The organism is Rhodopirellula sp. J20-39, assembly GCF_057365095.1.
The window spans coordinates 7,548,392-7,572,968 of sequence record NZ_CP195123.1 but is presented as its reverse complement, the minus strand read 5'-3'; the positions used below and the strand labels follow the sequence as shown (position 1 = coordinate 7,572,968).

Annotated in this window: 18 protein-coding genes and 2 rRNA genes; 10 read left to right on the top strand and 10 right to left on the bottom strand. The window is 54.3% G+C overall.

Going from position 1 to position 24,577, the window contains the following annotated elements; genetic code table 11:
- Nucleotides 1–1,451: 1,451 nt before the first annotated feature.
- From ACR3ZL_RS27325 to ACR3ZL_RS27305, 5 genes are all read left to right on the top strand, one after another.
- A 23S ribosomal RNA gene (locus ACR3ZL_RS27325) occupies nt 1,452–4,339 on the top strand.
- Between the two features lie 105 nt (nt 4,340–4,444).
- Nucleotides 4,445–4,553 (top strand): 5S ribosomal RNA (rrf, locus tag ACR3ZL_RS27320).
- A 673-nt stretch (nt 4,554–5,226) separates the two neighbouring features.
- Nucleotides 5,227–5,505 carry a 30S ribosomal protein S18 gene (gene rpsR, locus ACR3ZL_RS27315; protein WP_473649928.1) on the top strand — a complete coding sequence of 93 codons (279 nt, stop codon included), beginning with the start codon at nt 5,227–5,229 and terminating at the stop codon, nt 5,503–5,505.
- Between the two features lie 7 nt (nt 5,506–5,512).
- Nucleotides 5,513–5,950, top strand: a complete 438-nt coding sequence (locus tag ACR3ZL_RS27310; RefSeq protein ID WP_473649929.1) for an acyl-CoA thioesterase — start codon at nt 5,513–5,515, stop codon at nt 5,948–5,950.
- A gap of 1 nt (nt 5,951) precedes the next feature.
- Nucleotides 5,952–6,413, top strand: a complete 462-nt coding sequence (locus ACR3ZL_RS27305; RefSeq protein ID WP_473649930.1) for a hypothetical protein — start codon at nt 5,952–5,954, stop codon at nt 6,411–6,413.
- Between the two features lie 245 nt (nt 6,414–6,658).
- On the opposite strand, the gene ACR3ZL_RS27300 is transcribed toward ACR3ZL_RS27305, so the two are convergent.
- From ACR3ZL_RS27300 to ACR3ZL_RS27280, 5 genes are all read right to left on the bottom strand, one after another.
- Nucleotides 6,659–7,159, bottom strand: a complete 501-nt coding sequence (locus ACR3ZL_RS27300) for a Fur family transcriptional regulator (RefSeq protein ID WP_473649931.1) — start codon at nt 7,157–7,159, stop codon at nt 6,659–6,661.
- 283 nt (nt 7,160–7,442) lie between these two features.
- The gene (locus ACR3ZL_RS27295) at nt 7,443–8,900 is read right to left on the bottom strand and encodes a BON domain-containing protein (protein ID WP_473649932.1); all 1,458 of its coding nucleotides are present in this window, start codon (nt 8,898–8,900) and stop codon (nt 7,443–7,445) included.
- A gap of 242 nt (nt 8,901–9,142) precedes the next feature.
- Entirely contained in the window at nt 9,143–9,421 is a 279-nt protein-coding gene (locus ACR3ZL_RS27290; RefSeq protein WP_473649933.1) for a hypothetical protein, read from the bottom strand.
- A 79-nt stretch (nt 9,422–9,500) separates the two neighbouring features.
- Nucleotides 9,501–10,067: an RNA polymerase sigma factor gene (locus ACR3ZL_RS27285; protein WP_473649934.1), complete on the bottom strand. Its 567-nt coding sequence runs from the start codon at nt 10,065–10,067 to the stop codon at nt 9,501–9,503.
- Between the two features lie 146 nt (nt 10,068–10,213).
- The gene (locus tag ACR3ZL_RS27280) at nt 10,214–11,662 is read right to left on the bottom strand and encodes a prepilin peptidase (RefSeq protein ID WP_473649935.1); all 1,449 of its coding nucleotides are present in this window, start codon (nt 11,660–11,662) and stop codon (nt 10,214–10,216) included.
- Between the two features lie 175 nt (nt 11,663–11,837).
- On the opposite strand from ACR3ZL_RS27280, the gene pilM reads away from it, so the two are divergent.
- Complete coding sequence (gene pilM, locus ACR3ZL_RS27275) at nt 11,838–14,120, top strand: pilus assembly protein PilM (RefSeq protein WP_486173124.1); 2,283 nt, start codon at nt 11,838–11,840, stop codon at nt 14,118–14,120.
- A 117-nt stretch (nt 14,121–14,237) separates the two neighbouring features.
- Nucleotides 14,238–15,287 (top strand): endonuclease/exonuclease/phosphatase family protein, encoded by a 1,050-nt coding sequence (locus ACR3ZL_RS27270; protein WP_473649937.1) that lies wholly within the window; start codon nt 14,238–14,240, stop codon nt 15,285–15,287.
- A gap of 18 nt (nt 15,288–15,305) precedes the next feature.
- Here the strand turns inward: ACR3ZL_RS27270 and ACR3ZL_RS27265 are convergent, their stop codons facing one another.
- From ACR3ZL_RS27265 to ACR3ZL_RS27255, 3 genes are all read right to left on the bottom strand, one after another.
- Nucleotides 15,306–15,731 carry an Rrf2 family transcriptional regulator gene (locus ACR3ZL_RS27265; protein WP_473649938.1) on the bottom strand — a complete coding sequence of 142 codons (426 nt, stop codon included), beginning with the start codon at nt 15,729–15,731 and terminating at the stop codon, nt 15,306–15,308.
- On the bottom strand, nt 15,731–16,375 hold the full coding sequence (locus ACR3ZL_RS27260; RefSeq protein WP_486173123.1) for a 5-formyltetrahydrofolate cyclo-ligase: 645 nt from the start codon (nt 16,373–16,375) through the stop codon (nt 15,731–15,733). Before ACR3ZL_RS27260 ends, ACR3ZL_RS27265 begins: the two co-directional genes overlap by 1 nt.
- A 95-nt stretch (nt 16,376–16,470) precedes the next feature.
- A complete protein-coding gene (locus tag ACR3ZL_RS27255; RefSeq protein ID WP_473649940.1) occupies nt 16,471–18,021 on the bottom strand; it encodes a rhamnulokinase in 1,551 nt (516 codons plus the stop codon).
- An 800-nt stretch (nt 18,022–18,821) separates the two neighbouring features.
- On the opposite strand from ACR3ZL_RS27255, the gene ACR3ZL_RS27250 reads away from it, so the two are divergent.
- Together ACR3ZL_RS27250 and mutS are read left to right on the top strand one after the other, a co-directional pair.
- On the top strand, nt 18,822–19,643 hold the full coding sequence (locus ACR3ZL_RS27250; protein WP_473649941.1) for an NIPSNAP family protein: 822 nt from the start codon (nt 18,822–18,824) through the stop codon (nt 19,641–19,643).
- Between the two features lie 48 nt (nt 19,644–19,691).
- Nucleotides 19,692–22,346, top strand: coding sequence for a DNA mismatch repair protein MutS (mutS, locus tag ACR3ZL_RS27245; protein ID WP_473649942.1), 2,655 nt, complete (start codon nt 19,692–19,694; stop codon nt 22,344–22,346).
- A 30-nt stretch (nt 22,347–22,376) separates the two neighbouring features.
- On the opposite strand, the gene ACR3ZL_RS27240 is transcribed toward mutS, so the two are convergent.
- The gene (locus ACR3ZL_RS27240) at nt 22,377–22,565 is read right to left on the bottom strand and encodes a hypothetical protein (RefSeq protein WP_473649943.1); all 189 of its coding nucleotides are present in this window, start codon (nt 22,563–22,565) and stop codon (nt 22,377–22,379) included.
- A gap of 236 nt (nt 22,566–22,801) precedes the next feature.
- Between ACR3ZL_RS27240 and ACR3ZL_RS27235 the strand changes: the two genes are divergently transcribed.
- Nucleotides 22,802–22,999 carry a cold-shock protein gene (locus ACR3ZL_RS27235; protein ID WP_283433744.1) on the top strand — a complete coding sequence of 66 codons (198 nt, stop codon included), beginning with the start codon at nt 22,802–22,804 and terminating at the stop codon, nt 22,997–22,999.
- 171 nt (nt 23,000–23,170) lie between these two features.
- Here the strand turns inward: ACR3ZL_RS27235 and ACR3ZL_RS27230 are convergent, their stop codons facing one another.
- Nucleotides 23,171–24,493 carry an NAD(P)/FAD-dependent oxidoreductase gene (locus ACR3ZL_RS27230; protein WP_473649944.1) on the bottom strand — a complete coding sequence of 441 codons (1,323 nt, stop codon included), beginning with the start codon at nt 24,491–24,493 and terminating at the stop codon, nt 23,171–23,173.
- Nucleotides 24,494–24,577: the final 84 nt, after the last annotated feature.

Genomic DNA, 24,577 nt, shown 5'->3' with positions numbered 1-24,577 from the left:
GCGACGTGATTCTGCTGCTGAACGCTAAACATGGGCGAGATCCCGGTGCGGCGGTCGGCCTCGGCGTACCGACTCTTAGGGATCCGGGTCTACCGGTCCATCCGGGGTAGGTAGGAAACTGCAGAAATCAGTCCGCTACCACCGGCCGATTGGCTCCATCCACTATCCGCTCCATTCCCTATTCTCAGCAAAGTACTGCATCGGTGATGGAGAATTGGGGTAAGTGCCGTGTCTTGCCGAGACGGAATCGTCAGGCTGTCGTCTATCTTAGAGCCTGCCGTGCTGCGAGCGGTTTCGGGGCGTGGTTTCCGATTTAGGCGGGAGGTGAATATTCTCGTGTGTTGTTACCCATGCTCGGATAAAGCGTTCTTGTTAGCGTTTCCTCTTTGGGATTGGTGCGTGGATTTATCGCGACGATTGATTGCCAGTTGCGATTTTTCGGCGTTCTGAATTTGGTCTTTACTCGGTTTGATACGTTGCAGACTCGTTCTGGAGCGATTGTCAAGGTTTGGCGATGTGGGTTTCGGTTGGCGGCTCCTCCAATATTCGCAACGGTTTCTGGCGATTGGGGATTAGGCAGCTTTCGCCTCCAGCAACGAATTGAGATGACTCACCGCTGTAAAATACTTGTGGAGTCCTGGGAGATTGGTGTTCTGTTGGCGATGTGCAAGCGAGCGTGCTGAGGTTTGTCTGTAACTTCGGGTGCGGTCGAGGGCTGTTCCAATTGGCGAAAGGTTTGGCTGTCCCGGAATCAGAAGCTTGGTACCCCTTTTCGGCATCCGAGAATGAGCGGATGTTCGATGTCTAATCACCGGAGCTTCGGGGGCTGGATCTAGAGTGCCGAGCTTCATGCCAATGGCTGCTCCCTGCGATTTGTTTTGCCTGCTTTTCTTTCCGAAATGGCCGTTTGGGAATTCTTAAGAGACCGAGTTGCTCGCTTTTATCCAACGAATTACGGGCAAAAGCTGGGTTTGTAGATAGTTTGAATTTCTGATGTATCTTCTTACCCTTTTACGCTTGACGTAGAGAGGGCCAACAGCTAATTTCCTCGTTCGCCCGAAAGCGACCGGTTGTTCTCCCTTTTTGCGGGGAGGTTAACCGGCTGTTTTTGACAGCGTCTTCTGGGTCCCCGCTTCGGTGGGCATTCCGGAAAACTGATTTTTTACAATTTGGTTGTTTGGTAGATAAGATTTATAGATCACCTTGCTTTGGTGTTTAGTCAGTCCGTTTCGGGCTGGTTTAGGCAGTCATCGCAAGGAGTGAAGTAAGTTCTTTTGGAAGCGTTGCCAAGACGAAGTGAAGCTTGTCGCAAGACGGGTTGATCGGAGTGTTGGCATAGAATTCGATTAAGATTCTTGAATGTGATATCGTTAATAGATTCAAATTGAAATCTACGATTTCGAGCGGCTCTTCAGTTTATCTGGAGGTTGTCTTGAGTTCGGGATTTCGGTGGCCAATCTAATAAGGGCACATGGGGGATGTCTTGGCGTTAGAAGGAGAAGGGCGTGGAAGTCTGCGAAAAGCCTGGGGAAATTGACACACAAGTGATGATCCCGGGATTCCCGACCGCAGCATACTGAATACATAGGTATGTCTGTAACAACCTAGTGAACTGAAACATCTAAGTAACTAGAGGAATAGAAAGAAAAATCGATACCGTCAGTAGCGGCGAGCGAAATCGGTATAGCCCAAACCGTGGGGGTTTCCCTCGCGGGGTTGTAGGACTTCAATATGGGATTGCAATTGGTTAGTAGAACGACTTGGAACGGTCGGCCACAGAGGGTGACAGCCCCGTACATAAAAACTTCATTGCACCTTAGAAGCACCTGAGTAGGTCTAGTCACGTGAAACCTAGACTGAATCCACGGGGACCATCCCGTAAGGCTAAATACTCTCTAACGACCGATAGCGAACCAGTAGCGTGAGTGAATGGTGAGAAGAACCCCTGCTAGGGGAGGAATGTGAACCTGAAACCATGTGCCTACAAGCGGTCGGAGCACTATTTTAATGTGTGACGGCGTGCCTTTTGCATAATGATCCGGCGAGTTGTGGTAAACGGCTTGGTTAAGTTCTGACGGAACGAAGCCCAAGGGAAACCGAGTCTGAATAGGGCGAAATATGTCGTTTGCTGCAGACGCGAAACCTGTGTGATCTACCCATGAGCAGGTTGAAGCGCGGGTTAAACTGCGTGGAGGACCGAACCCACTTAGGTTGAAAACTGAGGGGATGACTTGTGGGGAGGACTGAAAGTGTAATCAAACCAGGAGATAGCTCGTTCTCTCCGAAATATCTTGAGGGATAGCGTCGAGTAAATTAGTGACCGGGGGTAGAGATACTGAATCGGATGGGGGCCCTTCCAAGGGTACCCCACCGAACCAAACTCCGAATACCGGTTCACCTTACCTCGGCAGTCAGTCCCTGGGGGATAAGCTCCAGGGTCGAGAGGGAAACAACCCAGATCGCCTGCTAAGGTCCCGAAGTAATACTTAGTCACTAAGGAAGTTGAAGTGCCGTGACAGCTGGGATGTTGGCTTAGAAGCAGCCACCATTTAAAAAGTGCGTAACAGCTTACCAGTCGAGCATTTCTGCGCCGATAATGAACGGGAGTAAGTATTACACCGAAGCAGCGGATTCTAGATTTATCTAGAGTGGTAGGAGAGCGCCGATGAAGAGATACGAGCCATACGGTAACGAGTGGTGTCGGCTTCATCGGGTGATTATGCCGGAATGAGTAACGATAAAATAGGTGAGAATCCTATTCGCCGAAAGCGTAAGGTTTCCTGGGGAAGGTAAATCCGCCCAGGGTTAGCCGGTACCTTAGTCGAGGCCGAAAGGCGTAGACGATGGATAGAAGGTCAATATTCCTTCGCCGGTTGTGTATTCGATGCAGGGACGGCGTCCAGAAAGTGAGCGGTACGAATAGAAATGTCCGTAGCGAAGGCTGAGAGATTCGGGATTAAATCACCGATGTTTATCAAGGCATAGCTCGAGAGCATCCAAGTTCTCGAAGTCATTGGAAGGACGTCCAAGAAAAGCTGCTAGGTTAAGCAACTGACCGTACTAAAACTGACACAGGTACGCGAGATGAGAATTCTAAGGCGCTCGGGAGAACTGTGGTTAAGGAACTCTGCAAAATGGCCCCGTAAGTTCGCGATAAGGGGCGCCTGGTCCGGTTCACGCTGGAACAGGCCACAGAAAATCGGCTCTAACGACTGTTTATCAAAAACACAGGTCTCTGCTAACACGCAAGTGGATGTATAGAGACTGACGCCTGCCCGGTGTTGGTAGGTTAAGGAAGACGGTTAGCCTCACGGCGAAGCTGGCGACCGAAGCCCCAATAAACGGCGGCCCTAACTATGAGGGTCCTAAGGTAGCGAAGTTCCTTGTCGGGTAAGTTCCGACCTGCATGAAAGGCGTAACGATTGGAGCACTGTCTCAACCACAGACCCGGTGAAATTGTAGTTGTGGTGAAGATGCCACATACCCGCGGTTAGACGGAAAGACCCCGTGAACCTTTACTGTAGGCTGCTATTGGGTTGAGATATAATTTGTGTAGGATAGCTGGGAGGCTTCGAAGTTTGCACGCTAGTGCATTCTGAGCCGTTGTTGAAATACCAGCCTGGTTATATTTTAATTCTAACTTTGATCCCCTGAAACGGGGCAAAGGACAGTGTCAGTCGGGCAGTTTGACTGGGGCGGTCTCCTCCCAAAGAGTAACGGAGGAGTGCAAAGGTACACTCAGTCTGGTCGGCAATCAGACGTAGAGCGTAAAGGTAAAAGTGTGCTTGACTGCGAGACCCATAAGTCGAGCAGGTACGAAAGTAGGCCTTAGTGATCCGGTAATCCCGAATGGAAGGGTTATCGCTCATCAGATAAAAGGTACTCCGGGGATAACAGGCTTATCGCATCCGAGCGTCCACAGCGGCGATGCGGTTTGGCACCTCGATGTCGGCTCATCACATCCTGGGGGTGTAGAAGCTCCCAAGGGTTTGGCTGTTCGCCAATGAAAGTGGTACGTGAGCTGGGTTCAGACCGTCGTGAGACAGGTCGGTCCCTATCTGCCGTGGGCGTTCGAATCTTGATGGGATTCAACTTTAGTACGAGAGGATTTAGTTGGACGAAGCTCTGGTGTACCAGTTGTCGCGCTAGCGGCACGGCTGGATAGCTAACTTCGGAACGGATAAACGCTGAAAGCATCTAAGCGTGAAGCCCGCCCAGAGATAAGGATTCGTAGACATTAGTCGAAAGCCCCCTGGAAGACGACCAGGTTGATAGGTTGGAAGTGTAAGTGCGGTAACGCATTCAGCAAACCAATACTAACGGGCGAAGGTTTGGCCACCGATATCCCGCACTCAAGTGTGATCGGATGGCTTCCGAAGAAACAAGAATTGGATCTACCAAACAATCTGGCTTGCCGGAGGCGAAATACCCTTCGGCAAGTCTTTCTGGCGACGATATCGCAAAGGTTATACCTGTTCCCATCCCGAACACAGAAGTCAAGCTTTGTGAGCCGATGATAGTGCATACCAGTGTGAAAGTAGGTATTGCCAGATTTTTAAAACCCTTCGACTTCGGTCGGAGGGTTTTTTTATGCGCCCAACCAATTCCGCAAGTTCGCAGCACCGCACCCCGCAGATTCCGAGTTAGTGCTGGTCCTTGACCTGTTCTGGTGGCGACGCGGTTCGGATGGTGGTCGCTGAGTAGTGGCGAGCTGGCGAACTCGATGCTTGCCCAGCTTAGTCGTTCATGCTCCTCGTGAGCGCCGTCTCGCGATCGGTCGATGAGTGGCAGTCAGCTGGGGATGGCCGCCCACTACCACCGGTTAATTAGCTGCATCCCGCATCTCCGCTAATGTCCTGCATCGGTGATGGACCTGGCCAATGGCGTGCCCTATGAATCCAGCGAGTTCGCCGTGGTTGTGCCACTTGCATCCTGAGCCGGAGCTTGTGCAATTTGATTCTGAGATGGCGGTGCCGTGTGATCTGATTAGCGTGTGGTCTTGATTTCCTGTTCTGGGGAGGAATGTGTTGGGTGTGTTATCTGCCGGGTTTGGCTGGCGGTGTTTTGGCGATCGCTACCTAGCCTATGAAAGTTCGCTAAATACGCATTGCATTATTTACGATACATCATCACACTGGTCGCCCTTCGGCGAGTCGGGTGACTGCGTATTGTGCGTGGTTGTTCGACCGAATGAGACCATTCGCCTTTTACTTTCACAGGAAGACCATGCCTCCACGTCCCATGAGCACGCGTAGCCGTGCCCGTAAGCGATCACGCGTCCGTAGCCGTACCCGCAAAAAAGATCCAATCTTCGTCGATGGTCACCGGCCACGGCCGATGTATGTCGATTACAAAGATATCGACTTGCTATCGAAGATGGTGAACCGTCAAGGACGCATCATGGGCCGTCGCAAGAGTGGTTGCACCGCAGCCAGCCAGCATGCTGTGACAGCGGCTGTTAAGCGAGCTCGTTTCATGGCTTTGTTGCCATTCGTCGGCGAGTAATCGCGACGTGGAAAATTCTGGCGAGGGCGTTCGCTCGCCCCGCTTTCTAGCTAAGCGTCGCGTGGAGTTTCGTGACACCGACGCGGCTGGCATCGTTCATTTCTCGGCATTCTTCCCGATCTTAGAATCGGTCGAGCACGAGTTCCTGCGTTCGGTAGGGATTGCCGTGATGCCGGGTGAAGATCATGCCCATAGTGTGACCTGGCCACGTGTTTCGGCGCGTTGTGATTACCAGGGCCCCGTGCGATTTGAAGACGTATTGGATGTCGCTTTATACGTTGATCGCATCGGTGGAAGCAGCGTGACGTACCGGTTTGGTATTACATGTGAGGGGCGTAATGTAGCGACCGGCGAGATTGTTGTGGTTTGCTGTCAATTGACGGCTGGCGGGCAGTTGAGCAAGTCGGCAATTCCTGAGGACATCAAAAAACGGTTGGAAGGTTAGCGTGGCTGAGCCCTCGGTATTTGTCGGTTTTGGTTTGAAGTTCCTATACCCAGACAACTGGGTGTTGGTTGAGCGTGCCAAGGACGAGGGCGACCAGGGCGTGATGTTCGATCTGCCCAGCGGTGGTTTCGTTTCGCTGGAAACGTTGCCGATTACGCGAGAAGACGAAGCGATCCTGAGCGAGATCGACTTGATGTTGCGTGATCAGTATGAAGAAGTTGAGCGGGAAAGCATTGTTCTGCCTGGAGCCGATCCGGATGAGCGGGCAATGGATCTGCGATTTTACTATCTCGATCTAATGGTGATCTCGCGAGTCGTGCTGTTGGACGCACCGGATTCAACACGCGAGCAGATGCCGATCGCTGGACGAATCTTGGTCCAAATGCAGGCAGAGAGCCGCGATTTTGATGCCAACGAATTGGTCTTCTCGGCGTTACTAAAGCAGATTCGCGACACACCGTAATCTGGCCGGCCTGTTACAGCCCACTGGCGTTTTAGCTGATTTGAGCTCGCATCCTATGTACATGCGGGTTGCGAGTTTCTGGCCGTGCTCCAGCGATCCTAGAAGCGTTGGCGACTGGACTTGGGGGGAAACTTCGCCTTGCCATCAGCGTGGTGTGAGCGACTTATCTGCGGCCTGTGTGACCGCATTGCGGCGATGCCGGTGAGACGGTTTGAGAGCACGCCTTGTTCTAGGGCACGCCTTTCCTAGATCAGGTCTTGCTTGCGTTTCTTACGGCGGCTGCCTGTGCAGTCGCGACAGACGCCTTGGACGATGAGCCGGTGTCCGGTGACTCGGAAGCCGTGCTGGGCCGCTTCGGCATTTCGAATGCTCATCAGTTCCTCGCTCCGGAACTCGATCAATTTACGACAGCGGGTGCAGTACAGGTGATCGTGGGGCGGGTAGCCATAATCCAGCTCGTAAACCATGCGTCCGTCGAGTTGGAAGCTGATCAACAGTCCGGCGTCCACAAATTCCCGTAGCGATCGGTAGACGGTCGCTGAGCTGACGTAGTTGGGTTGCCCCTTTCGAGGCAGTTTTTCGATTAATTCGTCAGCGTCGAAGTGTTCGTGCTGTGAAAAGATCGTTTCGACGAGAAACTTCCGAGGTTTGGTTTGTCGTTGTCCACGGCTTTGCAGGTATTCCTCGAAACGCTCCTGTGGCGACAGATTGACTTCGAGACGTTCGAGGGATTCGGCGCTGGACATGGAAGATTGTATTCGTATCAGAGAAAAGATTGCCCAGACATCATATCAAAATCGGTTGTGGATGTCCCCGCGAAATTGACGCGTGGGCAGGCGTAGCGGTAGGGCCGTGGTCATTCGGGAAGGCGGTCGTCCCAGCATTTAGGAATGCAAAAAGCTCGGTGTCCGCATAGGGATACCGAGCTTTCGATCGTATTTGTCAGGAGTGGCGACGTTGGCTTTTGGACAAAGTAGCCCGTTAAGTAAGAAGATTACCTAGCGGGCTAATGGCGTTCAGTGAAGCCGATTACTTGTCGGTGAAGTCAAGCATCCACCAGCCGTCGTCCCATTCCAGGCTGACCTTACGCCATCCCAATGGGACTTGTGGGTAAGGGTAGAACGGGCCGATGTATGGGAACGCCGATGGGCTGTACTGTTGTGGGTACGACAATGCAGCGTAGTTCGGCGAGGCGGCGTAGCCTGGCCAAGCGTAGTTAGGCAGGTTTGGCGAATCGTAGCGAGGAGCACCGGCGGGAGCCGCTGGTGCCATCGGCACAGGTTGACCCATCATGGGGGCTCCGCTGACTTGGCCACCGTAGGAGCCAGCAACAGGACCGTGATTGACGACGCTTCCTGGAACGACCATTTCGCCGTTGATCATTTGTTGGCCGCCACCGTAACCGTAGGATGCAGCACGAGCTGGCACACCTTGGTGCTGGCGTTGCTGATACTGGCCTTGTGGTTGCGACATGTGTCCCGAAGGCATCGCAGCCATGGCCGAACGGTTGCCTTGTGGCAGTGGTTGTAGACGCGGAGCTGCTTGACGTGGTTGAGCAGCGACCTGAGGCGCAGATCGGTGAGCAACGGTTTGGGCAGGCACCGAAGGACGTTCGACTTCGATCATGTTACGGACGCCACGGGCACCGGGAGCATGTCGAGCGATGTTGGCCAAGAAGTCGCGTTGTTGTTGCGAGGCAGCTTTGCCTTCCAGTTCGATAATTCCGTCATAGGAATTCACGTCGACACCGAAGTTGGCGACGTGTCCTTCCGCTTTGGCTCGGCTGATCGCTTGAACGACCGACTGAATCAGTTGGTCATCGTTCACCATTGGCTTTGCAGCGGGTTGGCTGGGGACGGTATGGCTGGCAGTGGTGCCTTCGTAAGCTGCGGTTGGCAGCACGAGACCGGGCACGACTTCTTGTTTTTCCGAAGCCACGTTGGTGTCAACGTGTGGGTTGACTTGAGCAACCTTTGCACTGGCAACCTTTGCACTGGCCAGATTTGCTGGCGCCGGTGCGGCTGGTTCTTCCGTTGGAAGCGTCAGCTCGCTGTCGGCGACTGGTGCGGTTGATTCCGTTAGTGCTTTCGCGAATTCGATAGCATCTTCGGGTGTGGTTGATTCTTGTGAAGCTTCGGTTGTTTGAACCGAGGCTTTTGGGCGATAGAGTTTGGCGGGCTTGGAAGCTGCCAGTGCTACCGTTTCTTGCACTTCGAGTTCATCGACGACATCACGGATGCCTTCAACGCCCTCGGAAGTTGCAAGCACAACGGCTCGCTGTGCGTCCCCGGTGACTTTACCGCGGAAAAGTACCACGCCTTCATCGACTTTCATGTCGAGCGTGAAATTCTTGAGTTCACCCGCGTCGCGGCTGACCTTCAGTCGATCAATGATTGATTTTGCGATTTCTTTGTCGTCACCAAAGGCCTGGGCAGGTCCCAGGGTGGCAACGGCTGCCATCGCCAGTCCGAAATATTTGCGTCGCATCGAAATGCCTCCCAACAGTCCTGAATGTGGTCGTGGATCAGCAGGCGTCCAATCGGACTGCTGATGGATCTGCAACAAACGTTCGTCGCCTGCCGATCCGACCGGTGTTATGGTCTGTTTCGGTTGTGAGGCCCTGTCTTCGGCAGGTTATTTCCGATTTTGTCGGTAAAAGCAGCCGAATTGGAGTGAAACCGGTACTTTTCAGTACGACACGCAGCTTTTTGCGGACGGGAAGAAGGGTTTCAGCCAGCGGAAAAAAATCTCGCCGAGCCGCCACCATGGCGAATAGGAACATTGACGCGTTTGCCACAGCGTGGGCAACTTCCGGCATATGCGGTCGCATCGTGGTTACGGTAGATTCGGCCATAGGTGCGACAGCATTTGAACTGAATTCCGATAAACGGCCGCCGAGTTCGCGACGTTTCCGGTTCGCTCTTTTCCGGAACGCTGGCTGTATCGAACACGCTGCCGGGGGCGATGTTTTCAAAATCCGGTCGTGTGCGTGTTTTTTTGTTAGCCATCACGAGTTTGTTTGCGAGTCGCGTCTGTTCTCTCGGGGAGATTGAGTCAGGCGGGTGTAAGACCGGTAAGTCCGACCCCTCAATCTACTTCGGTTTGAACCTGTTCGATGGTCAATCGAAGTTGTTTGCGGGCCCGGTTGAGTCGACTCCGGACGGTGCCGATCGATAATTCAAGGATTTCCGCGATTTCCTCGTAAGAAGCTTCTTCCATTTCCCGCAAGATCAAAATGGCTCGATGTTGGTCGCTTAACTGGTCCAGGGCGGTTTGAACCAGGCTCACGTGGTCGTTGCGGATCATGGCTGCGTCAACGGCATCGCCCTGGTCGATCACATCGCTGCCGAGATCTTCCCGTTGCTGATCGAGCGAAACCTTGGCTCGTTTTCGACGTTTTCGCGAAAGGGCGATGTTGAACGCGATTCGGTACAACCATGTGAAAAACTGGCTGTTTTGCTGAAAACTTTCCAGCTTGATGAATGCTCGAATGAAGGCTTCTTGAGTGACTTCTTCGGCATCATGGGTGTTTCCACAGACGTGCGTCATTGCCCCAAAAAGTCGGTCTTGATGCTCGATAACCAGCAATTCAAACGCCGGCTGGTCTCCTTCCAGGGCGCGGCGAATCAGGACGTTTTCATCGCCTGCGGACAATGCGGTGCTCGTTTGGGGGGACGACAGGGGCGTTGATCAGGAGGGGTGTTGATCCGATCAGCCCTCAGTTTAATCGCCATGGAGTCTGGCTAGTATCGCAAGGCGACAGTTTATCGCATCGCGTTTTCACTACAGCCGTCACGCGGTCACTGTTCGGGGGAAATTTCTTTTGAAGCGGTTGGGTCGGATTTGGGCAGGTCCGATTCGGTTGGATCGGAGTCCACGATAGGACGAGTAATGTCGCTGCCGGATTCCGCTTCAGGATGTGACTCGCAATCGAGATCCGGTTCCGAATCTGCGTCAGGTTCTAAGAACGCGTTTCCCGTTTCGGGCGGGGGCGATTCTTTGAGCCAAAGAGGAATGCACAAGGTAGCGATCGCGAATCCCAGGATTACTCCGCGGTCGGAGCCGTCTTGGTCGGGGGCGGATGGCCATAATCCCGATTCCATCAGTGGACGCCATAGCATGACCTGCAGTGCCAAAGCGACTGGCAGACATAACGAAAATCGCCCCATGGCATCGGTTCGGTTGGGGCCAAACCGGCGACCACACATAACGGCGTAGATGGAAGCTGCGATCAAGACACCGGACGTTGACTGCCATCCAACAATCAACGCGACCACGGAAATTATCATCACGAGATCGACTAGCCGCCGCGTGTGATTGCCTAGCGGATCCGTCTTCAAATCGGCTTGAGGGCATAACGCTCGAGCCATGACTCGGGCGAAGAAACACGCGGCAACTAACGAGGTAAGAATCCGTACGAGGGTTTGGATGAGCAGTGGCGTGTTACCCAGATTCTGGATGGCGACTTCATCAAGTCGCGCCGACATTGAGCGTCGTGCCGTTAAGCCGCCGTTGACGAATTCATGCCAGCCTTGGGGAAGGTCCAGTTGCCATGGGACCATCGCGAGCGACGGAATCAAAATCATTCCTGCGATTAGCCATGCGGCAGCGAAGTAAACCAAGCGGGCTGGGATCCCGTTGCGATCGTAACGAATCAATCCCATCGCCCACGCGATCGCCAATCCGACCAGATGGTAGGTCACCGGCACAACCGAATAGGTTGAAACCATGGGAGTTAAAATCCCGTTTCGAAAGGGCGAAGGGTGATAGGGGAGATTCCATTCGTAGAGTTCGAGCGTGCCGACGAAGGCGAACGTGATCGCGACAGCGGCTTCGACGATCGGGTAGCGAGATGAGATCGGGAGCCGGCAATCGCGGCACCGGCCTCCCAGCCACAACCAGCCAAAGACGGGGACGTTATCGCGGACCCGAAGGGTGTTTCGACATCGCGGACAAAACGAATGCCCATTCACGCTGAGTCCTTGCGGCATCCGCCAGACGACGACGTTGAGGAAGCTGCCGACGCTGGCACCGCAAACGGCGAAAAACGTGAAGATGACAACGTCATTCAGGCGAGGCAGTGCAGCTTCTTGGAACGACCAATGACCATGGGACGCCGCAAACACGGACGCCGTCACCCCGATGTAAATCGCAGCGACGACGAGGTATCCGATCACGATCGTGACGGCAAGCTTGCGGTAGGAATGGAAGCGGCGGGAACGGCGTGCGAACAAGCGAAGTAATCTCATGAAAACGAAACGGCAGATAACACCCTACTTTATCGCTCACATTGTCCGATGAAGGTAGCAGGCTTGGTTTTTGTGAAGGAATCGTGAACTTTCGAGCCAACAATCATGGAGTTCCAAAGAGAGCCTTTTGTAAGTCAATAGGCAGGTAGTAAGCTCGCCAGGGTCAGTGGTCTAGATGTCCAATCGCACGCTAAGGAGGCATCCCCGGCGTGCGATTCAGGCTAGGTCCAGCAATGAAAGTGTCCGCCCCTGTTTCTTTCTGGTCAGTCTTTCGATGAGCGTTTCAGAGTCTCCTGCCGCGACACTGCAGTGTGGCGCTTGCCAGCATGCCAATGGGGATGCGGCGCAGTTTTGTGTTTCTTGCGGCCACTCGCTTCACGAATCGTGCAAGCAATGCAATGGATCGGTGACCTTGACGCAGAAATTCTGTGTTGCCTGTGGTACCGATCTGTCGGCTTGGTTGTCCGAACGAGTGGTAGCCAACGAGAAGCGACTTGCCGAAGCGGTGGCGGCAGCGAAATCACACGAATATGAACGATCGCTCGCTATTCTAAAATCGATAGCGGAGATCAAGGATTTTCGCTTCGCTAAGCAAGCGGCCACTGCCAGCCAGGCCAGCGGTAAGATTCAGGCATTGAGAGATCGCGTGTTGGGCGATGCCGCCACTCGGATTGAACAAGCTCGTCAACTTTTTGATAGCGGCGATCATGCGAAGGCGGTCGCGGCGTTATCGCCATTGCCGGACCGCTTGCTCGATGACGCATCCCGAAACATTTTGAATACGGGACGTCAACATTTGGGGCAGCTTGCCGAGTTGCAAAAAGAGTTGCAGCAACGATTGATCGAGAAGGACTACTTGTCGGCGATGGGATTGACCAGCCAGCTTCTTGAGTTGCAGCCGGGCAATGAACAGTACTTAACCCTGTCGAGCCAACTTGGTGGCAAGCTAATTCGTCGAGCCGAGAAATTGTTCGCTCGGCAAGATTTTACTGCCGCCAGCGAAACACTTTCCTGTTTGTCTGAATCAGTGCGTAGCGACGCGTACTACAAACTCAAGGATCAGATCGAGACGGCGAACTGGTTGAGTGGTCAATTCAAAGACGAACCTTTTGCGCATAACAACTTGGGCCGTTTGGCGTTGCGGTTTTCCAAAGAGGTGCCTGGAAGCGGTCACGCTGCTGACTTGGTCAAACAACTTAAAGACGCCGTGAAAGGGAAACGAAAACGACGTCGTGACCTGTACCCGGAATGGACGGGGAACCGGCGGAGTTGGGCTGGCGGTCGCTTGGGCGTGTTAGGGCAAGTTGAATCGCTTGACCTGGAATCGTTGTCCGATCCCATCGCGTCGTACGGACCGTATGCCGTGGCTATAGGCTTGGCGTTGCAAGGTTTGGGCTGCACGCGAATCACTGACAACATGATTGTCAAGAAAGGGATGTTTGCCAAAATCGCGAAGGGGAAGAGCAAACTCGCATGGGGCTTTGATATCGGTGCTGCAGGTATCCGAGTGGTGTGTTTGGAAATAGAAAAAGGAAAGTCCAAGCCAACGGTGCGAAAGAGTTTTAGCATCGAGTTCGAAACTCCTGTTTGCCGCGGCGGGAATCTTCGCAGTGGCAAAAGTGACGAGGTTGTTTCTTCGCTAAAGACATTGCTTGAAGAGGTTGATCTGACCGGTGCCACGGTGTGGTGTAACTTGCCAGCGTATGAAACGGTGGGGCGATTTTGTGAATTGCCGCCGGTCAATGACAAGGACGCGGACAAAATGGTCGAAGCCGAGGCTCGTGGTCGGATTCCGATCGACAAAGATGACTTGGCGTTGATCACGTGGCGAAGCAATTACGACAAAAAGGCCAAAACGGGACGACCGTTGATGATGGCGGCTGCAACTCGCGTGGCAGTACAGCGGCGCGTCGACTTGTTAGGGTCGGGCGGTTTGACCGCAATCGATGGGATGGTTCCTGATGCGATCGCATTGGCCAATTTCGCCGCATTCGAATTTGCCGATCTGCTCGATCCATCCTCATCCGAGGACGAGGATGCCAATAGCGAAAGTACAGACAAGCAAGAACTCCAAGATGCGGTGGTAGGGGGCAAAATATTGCCAACCGTGGCGGTCATCAGCGTGGGAGCTTCGATGACGACGATGGTGTTAGTCTCCCCAATTGCGGTTTGGTACTGGAGTCAGGAGTCGGGTGGTGAGGACGTCACGTCCAGCGTTGCTCGCGAGACGAAGTTGACTTTGAAACAGGCTGAGCAAGCGAAGCGGAACCTGGCGGCGCTCGAGTTTCCAAAACGAGTTGATGATGCAATCGAACAAAAGCAAGTTGCGCTGAAAATGCGGTTGGCCAAGTTGCTTCAAGAAGCACAGTCAACTTTCGATCATTTTGACGTGCAACAGGTTTGGTGCGTGGGCCAGGCACACTTGCAACATGGATTCTTGCGTCGAGTACTGACTTAGTTTTCGTCGTTCAGACGTGGTGAGCCATTGTTGCGCTGGCGCTGCCTGTGGAGCCAAACTCGATCGTAAAACCGGCTACAGTGATGGTTTGGAATTTCCATCTGAAGGGCGGTTCGCTTGTCCACACGTACTGAAACTCATTCCTGGTTCGGCGCCTTTTTGCAACTCGTCACGGCGCTGCTGGCCGTTTTGACGTTTGTTTCGCTGTTAGGGCGTTATCACTGGGTTTGCGATCTGGTCGCGAACTTGCGGGTTCAGTGGGTGGTTGGCATTCTGATTTGGATGGGCGTGTGTTGCGTGGCGGGACTGCGTTGGAACGCGAGCCTTGTGCCGTTGTCGAGTCGGTTGTCAAAACGGTTGTTGCTGAGTCTTGCTGCGTTACTTTTGCTGCATCTAATTTTACTCCTTCCGGCCTGGACCGACAGGGTTGCGGACTCGGGGCAAAATGATCCGGGATCCTTAGAGCCTCACCGCGAAGGCGAATCGCTTGAGTCGTTACGCATTTTGACGACCAATGTGTTGACGTCGAATCTTCGGCACGATGATGTGATTACGGAGTTGAAGCAGATTAATCCGGACGTGTTTGCCGTGCTCGAATTGTCGACCGAGTTGGCTGGCACACTGCAAGAAGCGTTTGGTGACTCTCATCCACATCAAGAGCTGCGACCCCAGGACACAGGCAATTTTGGGATTGGAATGCTCAGTCGCTATCCGCTACAGCGAACTGAAGTTTTCGATGTGGCGGGCGGACCCATGGCGATCCAAGTGGAGGTTGAAGGCTACCGAATTATCGCGGCGCATACTTACCCGCCGATGGGTTCTTCTGGATTTGATTACCGAAACGAACAGCTTCGTTTTCTTGCAAATTATGTCGCTCAGCAATCGAGCCTGTCTCGCAAAACGGTTCTGATCGGCGATTTGAATGTGACGCCCTGGTCGCCCCACTTTGCTGATTTCGCGAACGATGCCAGCCTTCGCCGTGCAGGCATTGGTTTGAACGTAACGCCCACTTGGTTTGCTCGACCGACATTTGTGATGGGGTTGGTCCTCGACCACATTTTGATCGGATCGGACCTGCGTTGCACCCAGTTAGCGATCGGTAAAGATTGCGGGTCGGATCACCGGAGCGTGACAGCGACAATTGCTTTGGTAACGGGGGCCGAGTGATGACGACGAACGAAATGCCTAGATGTAGAACATCGGTTCTTCGCTTTCCCGAATAGAACGAATGACATCGCCCAGCCGAACACGAGCGAGTAGTTCACGCGATTTTTCGTCCGCCGCTCGCCAATGTTTCTTCAGTGCTCGCTGAGCCGAAGGTTCGTCATCGCGAGCCGGTTCGATAGAATCGGGACAACCGATCGCTTCGGCGATATCAAGCAGGGTGATCGCGTCGGGTGCGACTTCAAGAAGGTAGCCACCTTGGCTGCCGCGGACTGCTTTGACGAAGCCGGCTGCTTTAAGCGATCGGAGAATTTGGACCAAGTATGGTCCTGGGATTTCGTTGCGTCGAATGATCTCCGCCGACCGTACGGGCACACCCTCTTCGCTGTGGATTGCTAAGTCCATCATGGCGAGGCATGCGTAATGAACGGCCGCGTTGATGACCATTAAGTGAGCTCGTCTGGTGCTGCCGTGTGAATCGTCGACTTAACCCCTGGGTAAACGTTCGTTTCCGTTACCACCCAGTCCATGGGAATGTCGTGTGATTGCACTGGAATGTCAGGGAAGATTTGACACTCAAATGCGAGTCCGGCAAATATTGTAGTGGTCGGTGCTTGTTGGAGCAGTTTGTCATAGTAGCCCTTTCCGTGGCCGAGGCGATGGCCGTTGGAATCAAAAGCCACACCGGGAACGATGACAAATTCAATGTCGGCGATGGCGACCAGTTTGGCTGGTAGTTTTCGCAGCGACGGTTGGGGTTCCAGGATGCCGTACTTGCCTGGGGTGAGTTCGTCGAGCGATTCCAGATGGAAAAGCTGGAGATCCGATCCAACACAAAACGGGATGACGACCTTTTTGTCACTCGCAATCGCCGCCGGCAGAGCGTGTCGGGTTCGTACTTCGTCTCGCGCGTCGATGTACCACAGCACCGAATGACAGTTCTGGTAGGCCGCCAGGGCACACACCGAGTCGACGATGCGTTCACTGATTTCGTCTTTCTTAACTTGTGCTTTTCGCGCCGAGTGTGCCGCTGCACGGATCGCTTGTTTGCGATGTGCGAGAGCTGATTCGGCGGGAAGGGCGGGTGTCATGAGAAGGCGTTATCGTGTTGGGCTATTGGTCTGGTGATTCGGAAGACCGATGCAACATTGATGGGTTGTCACGAAGCAAAACGTACGAGAGTCGTTCAACCTAAATCAGCAAAGCGAGCGGCGGGTTCGTCCCAAACTTCAGTGTTTTGCGGTTCGTATGTCAATGTTGGGAAGCTGTCGCGAATCAATTGTCGAGCTTCGTCAATCGACTCTAAGCGTTTGCTGCCGATCATTTGCATGACGACATTTCCGATCGCAGTCGCTTCCACTGGCCCAGCAACGACGGTGCGATTGCATGCGTCGGCGGTCATCTGGCACAGCAATTGGTTTTGAGATCCGCCGCCAACAATATGGATGGTTTCGATGGAGGTCTCGGTCAATTGTTCGAGGCTCTTGAGCGTGGCGCGGTAACGCAAGGCGAGCCCTTCGAGTGCGGCGCGGAACAGGACGCCATCTTCGGTGGGGACGGTTTGCCCGGTACGCTCTGCCAAGGCTCGCAGCTCGTCGATCATGTCGGTCGGCGCCAACAGGGTAGGATCGTCCGGGTTGATCAACAGCGAGAATGCTGGAGCGGCTTGGGCAGCGTCCACCATTTCGGACCAGCTCGGTGCGGTGCCTCGTCGTTGCAACGAGGCACGGATTTGCTGGAAAATCCATAGACCACCGATGTTCTTTAGCAAACGCGTGCTGTTGTGAACGCCGCCTTCGTTAGTGAAGTTCAGTTCGCTGCATAGTGGCGTGATGTTGGGTTGTGGCAACTCGACACCCATCAACGACCAGGTTCCCGAGCTGATGTAACACCAGTCGGGTTTCGATGGTGCGAAGTTGGTGGCTGGCACCGACAATACCGCCGACGCGGTGTCATGTGTCGCCGGAGTGATGACGGGGACGTCATGCAAACCAGTGGTCGCGGCCAAGGCGGGTTGGACAACGCCGATTTGGGTGCCGGCAGGTGTGGGCTCAGGGAACAGTTCCGACGGGATGTCGAACGTGCTAAGCAGCTTGGTGGACCACTGACCGGTTTCAGGCGAGAGCATTTGGGTGGTCGACGCGTTAGTAGCCTCAACGGTCTTGGCACCCGAAAGCATCCAGTGGAACAAGTCCGCCATCATGAGGAAGGTCTTCGCATGACGAAGCGAAACGTCACCGAATTTGCGTCCGGCCATCAATTGATAGAGCGTGTTGATCTCCATGAACTGCAGACCGGTTTCGGCGAAAATCTCTTCGCGAGAGAGTTGGTCGATCGCGTCGGTCATCAAGCCTTGGTTTCGCGGGTCTCGGTAGCAGCGAACCGGGCCGATCAATTGGTCGTTTTCGTCGAGCAAACCGAAATCCACACCCCACGTATCGACCCCCACGGAGGCGATTTCGACGCTGGGTAAGGTAGCGGCTTGATCTGCCGCGAGTCGCAGCCCATGAGTGATCTCTTGCCACAAACCGAGATGGTTCCAGAGCAGGTCGTTGTGAACACGAACCGGTTTATTTTCGAACCGCCAAATTTCGGCGAGTTGGAGTTTGCCATTCGTAATTCCACCTGCAATCACGCGGCCGCTGGATGCACCGAGATCGACGGCAAGGTGGAGCGGACCGGCTAGGCCTGCTTGGGAAATAGCGTTGGACGGTTCGGCGGCAAGCGATGAATTCAACTTCGGATCCTAATTGGGGGCTTTCGGGCCGAATTGCGGATGGGGAGGACACACGCTACGCACCAGGCAAGCTAGCAGCAAAACGACGACGGTGGTGGTCTTGTGTTCACCGGTTCGCTGTCTTGGGGACGTTTCAGTCGGTGATCTTGTCCAATGGGGGACGTCTCGGAGCGTCTCGGGTCCAGAATTTCGAACGTATCCAGGTTACCTGAGGTCCAGGAATCCGGCGACCTCCCGCACCGCGGCAAATTGAAACGGGTGGCCCCCCGGATGGAAAAGTTTCCGGGCGGATTTGATTTGCTGGCAAAAGCTGCCTAGCCTGCCGAAACGACGCAACCTGGTTAGCCTTCAATGCTTAGCGAACCGACTGTCCGGTCCGAGATTGCTTCGAAAGAACCGCCCGAACCGGGGCCGATCTCAATTTCGAAAAATCAGATGTTGACCGGGACGGGCGGGGACGTAGGCTAGTCCTTACCTCCGCGAGTTCGCCAAGCGTGGAGCCGAACGCGGTCAGCTCGCGGCCATGGGCTGACGTTCGTTGAATCGGCCGGAAAATGACGTTTTAGACTGTAAATTGCGGGTTTTTCCGCGGTTCGCAGTTCACCGACTTTCTTCCGGTCTCTTTTCACGACGGCTCTACGGGCCGGGGACATGATGTGCCCGGTCGCGGACGCTCGCGTTTGTGGGGATCGCCACCCGAGCGGCTTGGGTTGTTATGCTGACGCCCCCTCTTTAATGGATCACACGGGTTTGCTGTGTGGGTCCGCTTCGCACCATTTTGCTGTTCAGAAGAACCCTCCATGATTGCACGTCTCGCTTTTTCTTCGTTGGCACCTTTGGTCCTGGCAAGTCTATTTCTGACGCCCCCCACGGTGTCGTGTGGTGAAGATGAAACGGCTGCATCAAGTGGCGATGCGGGTGCTCAGTTTTACGAAGTGCGAACCTACCAACTTGGCGACGAAGGTGATGCTGAAGCGGTCGATGCGTACTTGAAAGATGCATTGATCCCGGCGCTGCAACGTCAGGGGATTGGTCCGATCGGTGCGTTCTCGCCTAGCAATGCCGACAAGAACCAATTGAACGCAATCTTTGTGGTTGTGCCTTTCGATCAACTCGAACAATTGCAGACGTCTCGGCAAGCACTTGCGAGCGACAGTGCTTACCAAACTGCGGCGGCTGATTACCACGGGCGTTCCCACGATAAACCACCCTATCAACGCATCCACAGCGAAGTGTTGTCGTCGATCGCATGTTGGCCCAAAGCGAAAGTGCCAGCCGGGTTGCTCGAAAACACCGAACGGGTTTACGAGTTACGGCTTTACGAAAGTGCGACTGAACAGATTGCCGACACGAAGATTGAGATGTTCAACAGCGGTGAAGTTCCGATCTTTTTGGACTGCGGCATCAATCCAATCTTCATAGGACGCTGTATCGCGGGGGCTCACATGCCGAGCATGACCTACCTGACCTCGTACGAAAACGAGAAGGCGCGGCTGGCAGCTTGGAAAGCTTTTATGAAACATCCGGATTGGCAGGTCTTGAAGGTTGTGCCGAAATATGTCGGCACGGTTTCTCGAATCGACAAATTCGTTCTGCAGCCTAAGTCTTACTCACAAATGTAAGTCGATCGGTTCTGTCCCGTTGGTGTCGGTGACGTTAGGATTTCCCGCATGACACCAATGATGAAGCAGTACCACGAGGCGAAAGAGGCATGCGGCGACGCATTGCTGTTCTTTCGCATGGGCGATTTTTACGAACTGTTCTTGGACGACGCGAAGGTCGCTGCGGGGCTGCTTGGGCTCACTCTGACCAGTCGGGATAAAGACAGTGCGAATCCGACGGCGATGGCGGGATTCCCGCATCACCAGCTTGATCAGTACCTGCAAAAGCTAATCAAAGCGGGTTACCGGGCCGCCGTTTGTGAGCAGGTCGAGGACCCCAAACAGGCTAAGGGGTTGGTCCGCCGGGAAGTGACGCGAGTCGTCAGTGCCGGCACGCTGACGGACGATGGCTTACTTGATCCGCGAGAACCGAACTACTTGGCGGCTGTGTTTGCAGTAACGCCAAAATCGAAAGGCAAAAAGTCGGCTGCCGATCCGAATGAAATTCAGGTGGGAATCGCGTGGGCGGAATTGTCGAGCGGACGTTTCGAAGCTGGCGTTTTCCCTAAGAACCGAGTGGAAGACGAGTTGGCTCGGATCAGCCCCGCCGAGGTGCTGTACTGCGAAGACGATCCACAAACACACCCTGACCTGACCATGCCATGGTCGTGGACATCACGCCCGGCGTGGAGCTTTGCGCTGGACGCGTCAGAAAAGTCGTTGTGTAAGCAATTGGCAGTCAAAGGTCTGGAAGGACTGGGGTTCGAAGAAGGATCGGCGCCCGCGATTCGTGCTGCTGGTGGGGTGCTCGCGTATTTGCAAGACACCCAGCGAGGTTCGCTCGATCACTTCCGGTCTTTGATGTGTCACAACCGCAGTCCCGTCTTGCAGATTGATGCCGCAACGCGGCGGAGCTTAGAAATCAATCGCACGATGCGAACGGGCAGTCGCGACGGGGCGTTGTTAGGCGTGGTTGATCGCGCGGTGACCTCCGGCGGGTCTCGGATGTTGGCGGATTACCTTGCGGCACCATTGGTTGCACCGGAGGCGATTGCTTATCGGGCTGACGCGGTTTCCGAGTTGGTGGGCAATCACATGCTTCGTGCCGACGTCCGCAAAATCCTGACTGATACTTACGATCTAACGCGATTGTTAGCGAGAATTGCAACTGGGCGTACTGGCCCAAGGGATCTGCGTCAAATTGCAGTCACGCTGGGTGGCTTGCCAACGCTGAAGGCAAGATTGACCGATCGGGTAAGCGATTGTTTGGTCGAGATCGAGTCGCGGTTGCACCTTTGTCCTGAGTTGCGAACCAGTTTGGAGAATGCTCTGAACGAGGATTGCCCGCTTTCGGCGGCCGAAGGCAACTTCGTTCGTCCTGGGTTCGACAGCGAGTTGGATGCACTGCGTGAACTGGCCAAAGGCGGCAAACAGTGGATTGCCGAATACCAACAGCGGCAGATGGATGAAACTGGCATCTCGAATCTGAAGGTTGGCTACAACCGAGTGTTCGGCTACTTCTTAGAAGTTTCCAACGCCCAGAAAGACAAGATTCCGGCTGACTTCATTCGTAAGCAAACGCTGAAAAATTGTGAGCGATACATTACACCGGAGTTGAAAGAGTATGAGGAGAAGGTGCTTTCGGCTGACGAGAAAGCATCGACCCGCGAACAGATCATTTTCGCAAATCTGCGGCAGATGACCCACGATCATCTTGCTGTCCTGCAAGAAGTGGCGACTTCCATTGCGAGGTTGGATGTCTTGGCGGCGCTCGCTGAAGTTGCGGCGCAGCATCACTGGACGCGGCCAAAGATGTCCGACGATAGCGTCGTTCGAATTGAAGGCGGTCGGCATCCGGTTTTAGATGTGTCGATGAAGCAGGGCGAGTTTGTGCCTAACGATTGTGTGTTGAGCCCGGAAACCGGGATGATTCATTTGATCACCGGGCCAAACATGGCGGGTAAGAGCACCTATATTCGTCAAGTGGCATTAATCACGCTGCTAGGACAGGTTGGTAGTTTCGTGCCAGCGGAATCGGCTGAGATTGGAATCGCGGATCGCATCTTTGCTCGGGTGGGTGCCAGCGATGAATTGTCTCGCGGTCAGAGTACGTTCATGGTCGAGATGGTCGAGACCGCTCGGATTTTGAATACGGCAACGTCGCGAAGTCTGGTGATTCTGGACGAGATCGGTCGCGGGACTAGCACGTATGACGGGCTGTCTTTAGCGTGGGCGATCACCGAACACTTGCATGAACAAATTGGTTGTCGGACGCTTTTCGCAACCCACTATCACGAGCTCGCGGCGTTGCAAGAAACGCTGCCACGCGTCGCCAACATGAGTGTTGCCGTAAAAGAGTGGCAAGACGAAGTCGTTTTCCTGCACCGCATCGTCAGCGGCAGTGCGGACAAGAGTTACGGAATTCAGGTGGCACGCTTGGCGGGGATTCCGCCTCAGGTCAACGCCCGAGCCAAAGAGGTTCTCGCTCAGTTGGAAGCGGATCATCGCGATAACCTCGACCGACCAACGATCGCACCGCCGAATGGGAACCGGGAAGGCGACACCTACCAATTGACGTTATTTGGCTATGCCGACCATCCGCTGATCCAAAAAATCAGCAACGCTGACTTGGATTCGATGACACCGATGGAAGCGCTGCAGTTCCTGCAGTCGGCTAAACAGGACTTGGCACCGAGTATTCAGTCGCCACAGCCCAGTTCTTAGCCCGTATCACGCCTAAAACGGCGGTGATGTTCAGAGATCAGCCTTTTCGTTGCCGTCTTCGTCGTAACGAATCAGGGCGAAATAGCAGAAGCTGACCGGTAACGCGGGTAGGGTCAGCAGAAAGAAGAAGGATTGCAGTACCGAGACCGCCAGTACGACGGCGACGAAGCCGCACCACAGCCACCAGGTATCCCGCCAAAGGCCTTTGAGTTGTTCCATCGGATTTAGTTGCTTTAGTAGCGTTAGAGCCAGAATCTGAACTTTAGCGGTTTTCAAAGCCACACGGAACTGCCGTTGCAATCGGATGCTGGAAGCAGAAGTTTTTAGCGAAAACCCTCAATCTGCCATCGCGTGTTGTCACCGGCACCGCTAGACTGCTTGGCTTACCGTCGCGGAAACAAGGGCGAAGTTGCCCGGTAATTTCGCGACAAAACAACTATTTTGGACTGAAGAAGATGGCAGAAGGCACGATCAAACGAGTTACCGACAAGGGATTCGGATTCATCGACACAGGTAGCGACAAGGACCTTTTCTTTCACTCGTCAAACCTCGTAGGCGTCCAATTCGACGACCTTCGCGAAGGCCAACGAGTGACTTACACGGAAGGTCGTGGTCCTAAGGGTCCCTGTGCTGAGAACGTCGCACCGGCGTAATTGTCTTTCTGCAAGACATTTTATACTGATTGACGCATACGGATCGTCGGTTTGCTTTCGAGCAAATCGGCGATCTGTTTTTTTATGCCGGTAGGTTTTGGCAAGAAGCGATGCCAACGGCTTTTCGGTGAGACAGCAGCCTACCCAAATCGGCTCGCCAAATATTGGAAACTAGGCCGTGCGGGTCGCGATGATCGCGTCTGCAGCACGAAGGCCACTGTTCATCGCACCTTGGATGCTCGGCGTCTCTCGGTGGTCACCGATGACGTAAAGCCCGTTGCCTGGCGATGCACCGTGAACATCCTGCTGAACTTCATTTAACGCTCGCTTGGGAAGTCCATACGGAACGCGGTACGTGCGAAGATGTTCCCATTGGTCGGCGGTGGAGCCGAACCAGTTCACTAATTGCTTCCGCACTCGGTCAATCAGTGCTTGGTCGTCCGTTCCATCGGCGGGTTCGTCTTGTGAGTCGATACTGACCGAGATCAGTGATTGACCCTTGGGGGCATAGGCCGGGGCCACTTCGCTTAGCACGGTGGCGGATTGAATTGGTCCCGATTCGTCGCCGCGAAGCATCAGCATGCCGGGCGAGCGAACTGGCTGACGGGAGGCAAAATACAGATTCGTCGTGCCGGACCATTCCGTTTTTAGTTCAGGCTGTTCTAGCAATCGCGCTGCTCCATCGCTTGGTGTGGCAACCACTAGTTGCTCGCACTGGAATTCGATGGTCGTGTTGCCGTTCCCTGTGGTGTCGCGATTCGTTGCGATCACCTGATGGGGCAGGCCTGGTGCGGAAGCCTGGGTGATGGACTGGACCGAAGTGTGGAAGTGGAGAGTGCCTCGAGGCAGGCTGTCGGCAAGTTGCCGCGGAATGTCGGCCATGCCGCCAGATGGAAGGGCAATGTCACCGCCGGCAAACATTCGAAAGACAAATTCCAGCATCCGGCTCGAAGTGGACAGCGATTCGTCGAGGAACACGCCACCAAGGAAGGGGCGAAAGAACTCGTTGATTACCTTCTCGCTAAAACCATCCTGCTGCAGTCGGGTGAGTGTTTCGCTGTGATCGCGATGATAGAGTTCGTCGAGTGATCCGGATTTGCTGGTGCGGCGCAGCTTCGTGATACGCAGTTTGTCTTTCAGTGAACCGACTGGATTGGCGACCGTTGCGAGCGTTTTTAGCGGACGGCGCCAAGGATCGCTGAGTGTTCGAAAACGACCGTTTTGCCGGATAAGGGCTCCTGGTTGAAACGGCTTGAGGTTCAAGGCGTCGTAATCGAGAAGTTCGCGGCATGCTGGGTACGCGGTTAAAAGAACTTGAAACCCGTGGTCGAGCGTGAAACCACTGACATGATCGGTGCGAACCCGCCCACCAACGCGGTCGGTTGCTTCCAGAATCGTGCAGGCGATGCCGTTTTGGCTTAGACGCTTTGCGCAGGCGAGCCCTGCCAAGCCTGCTCCGATGATGACGACAGGATGCTGGGATGGCTGAGGCATTTCGGACTTCCCTGATTGCAGAGAGCTTGGTTTTCCAGAAAGCATGGTTGGCTAAGGCGAACAGCCAATCGAAATCTGCCTGAA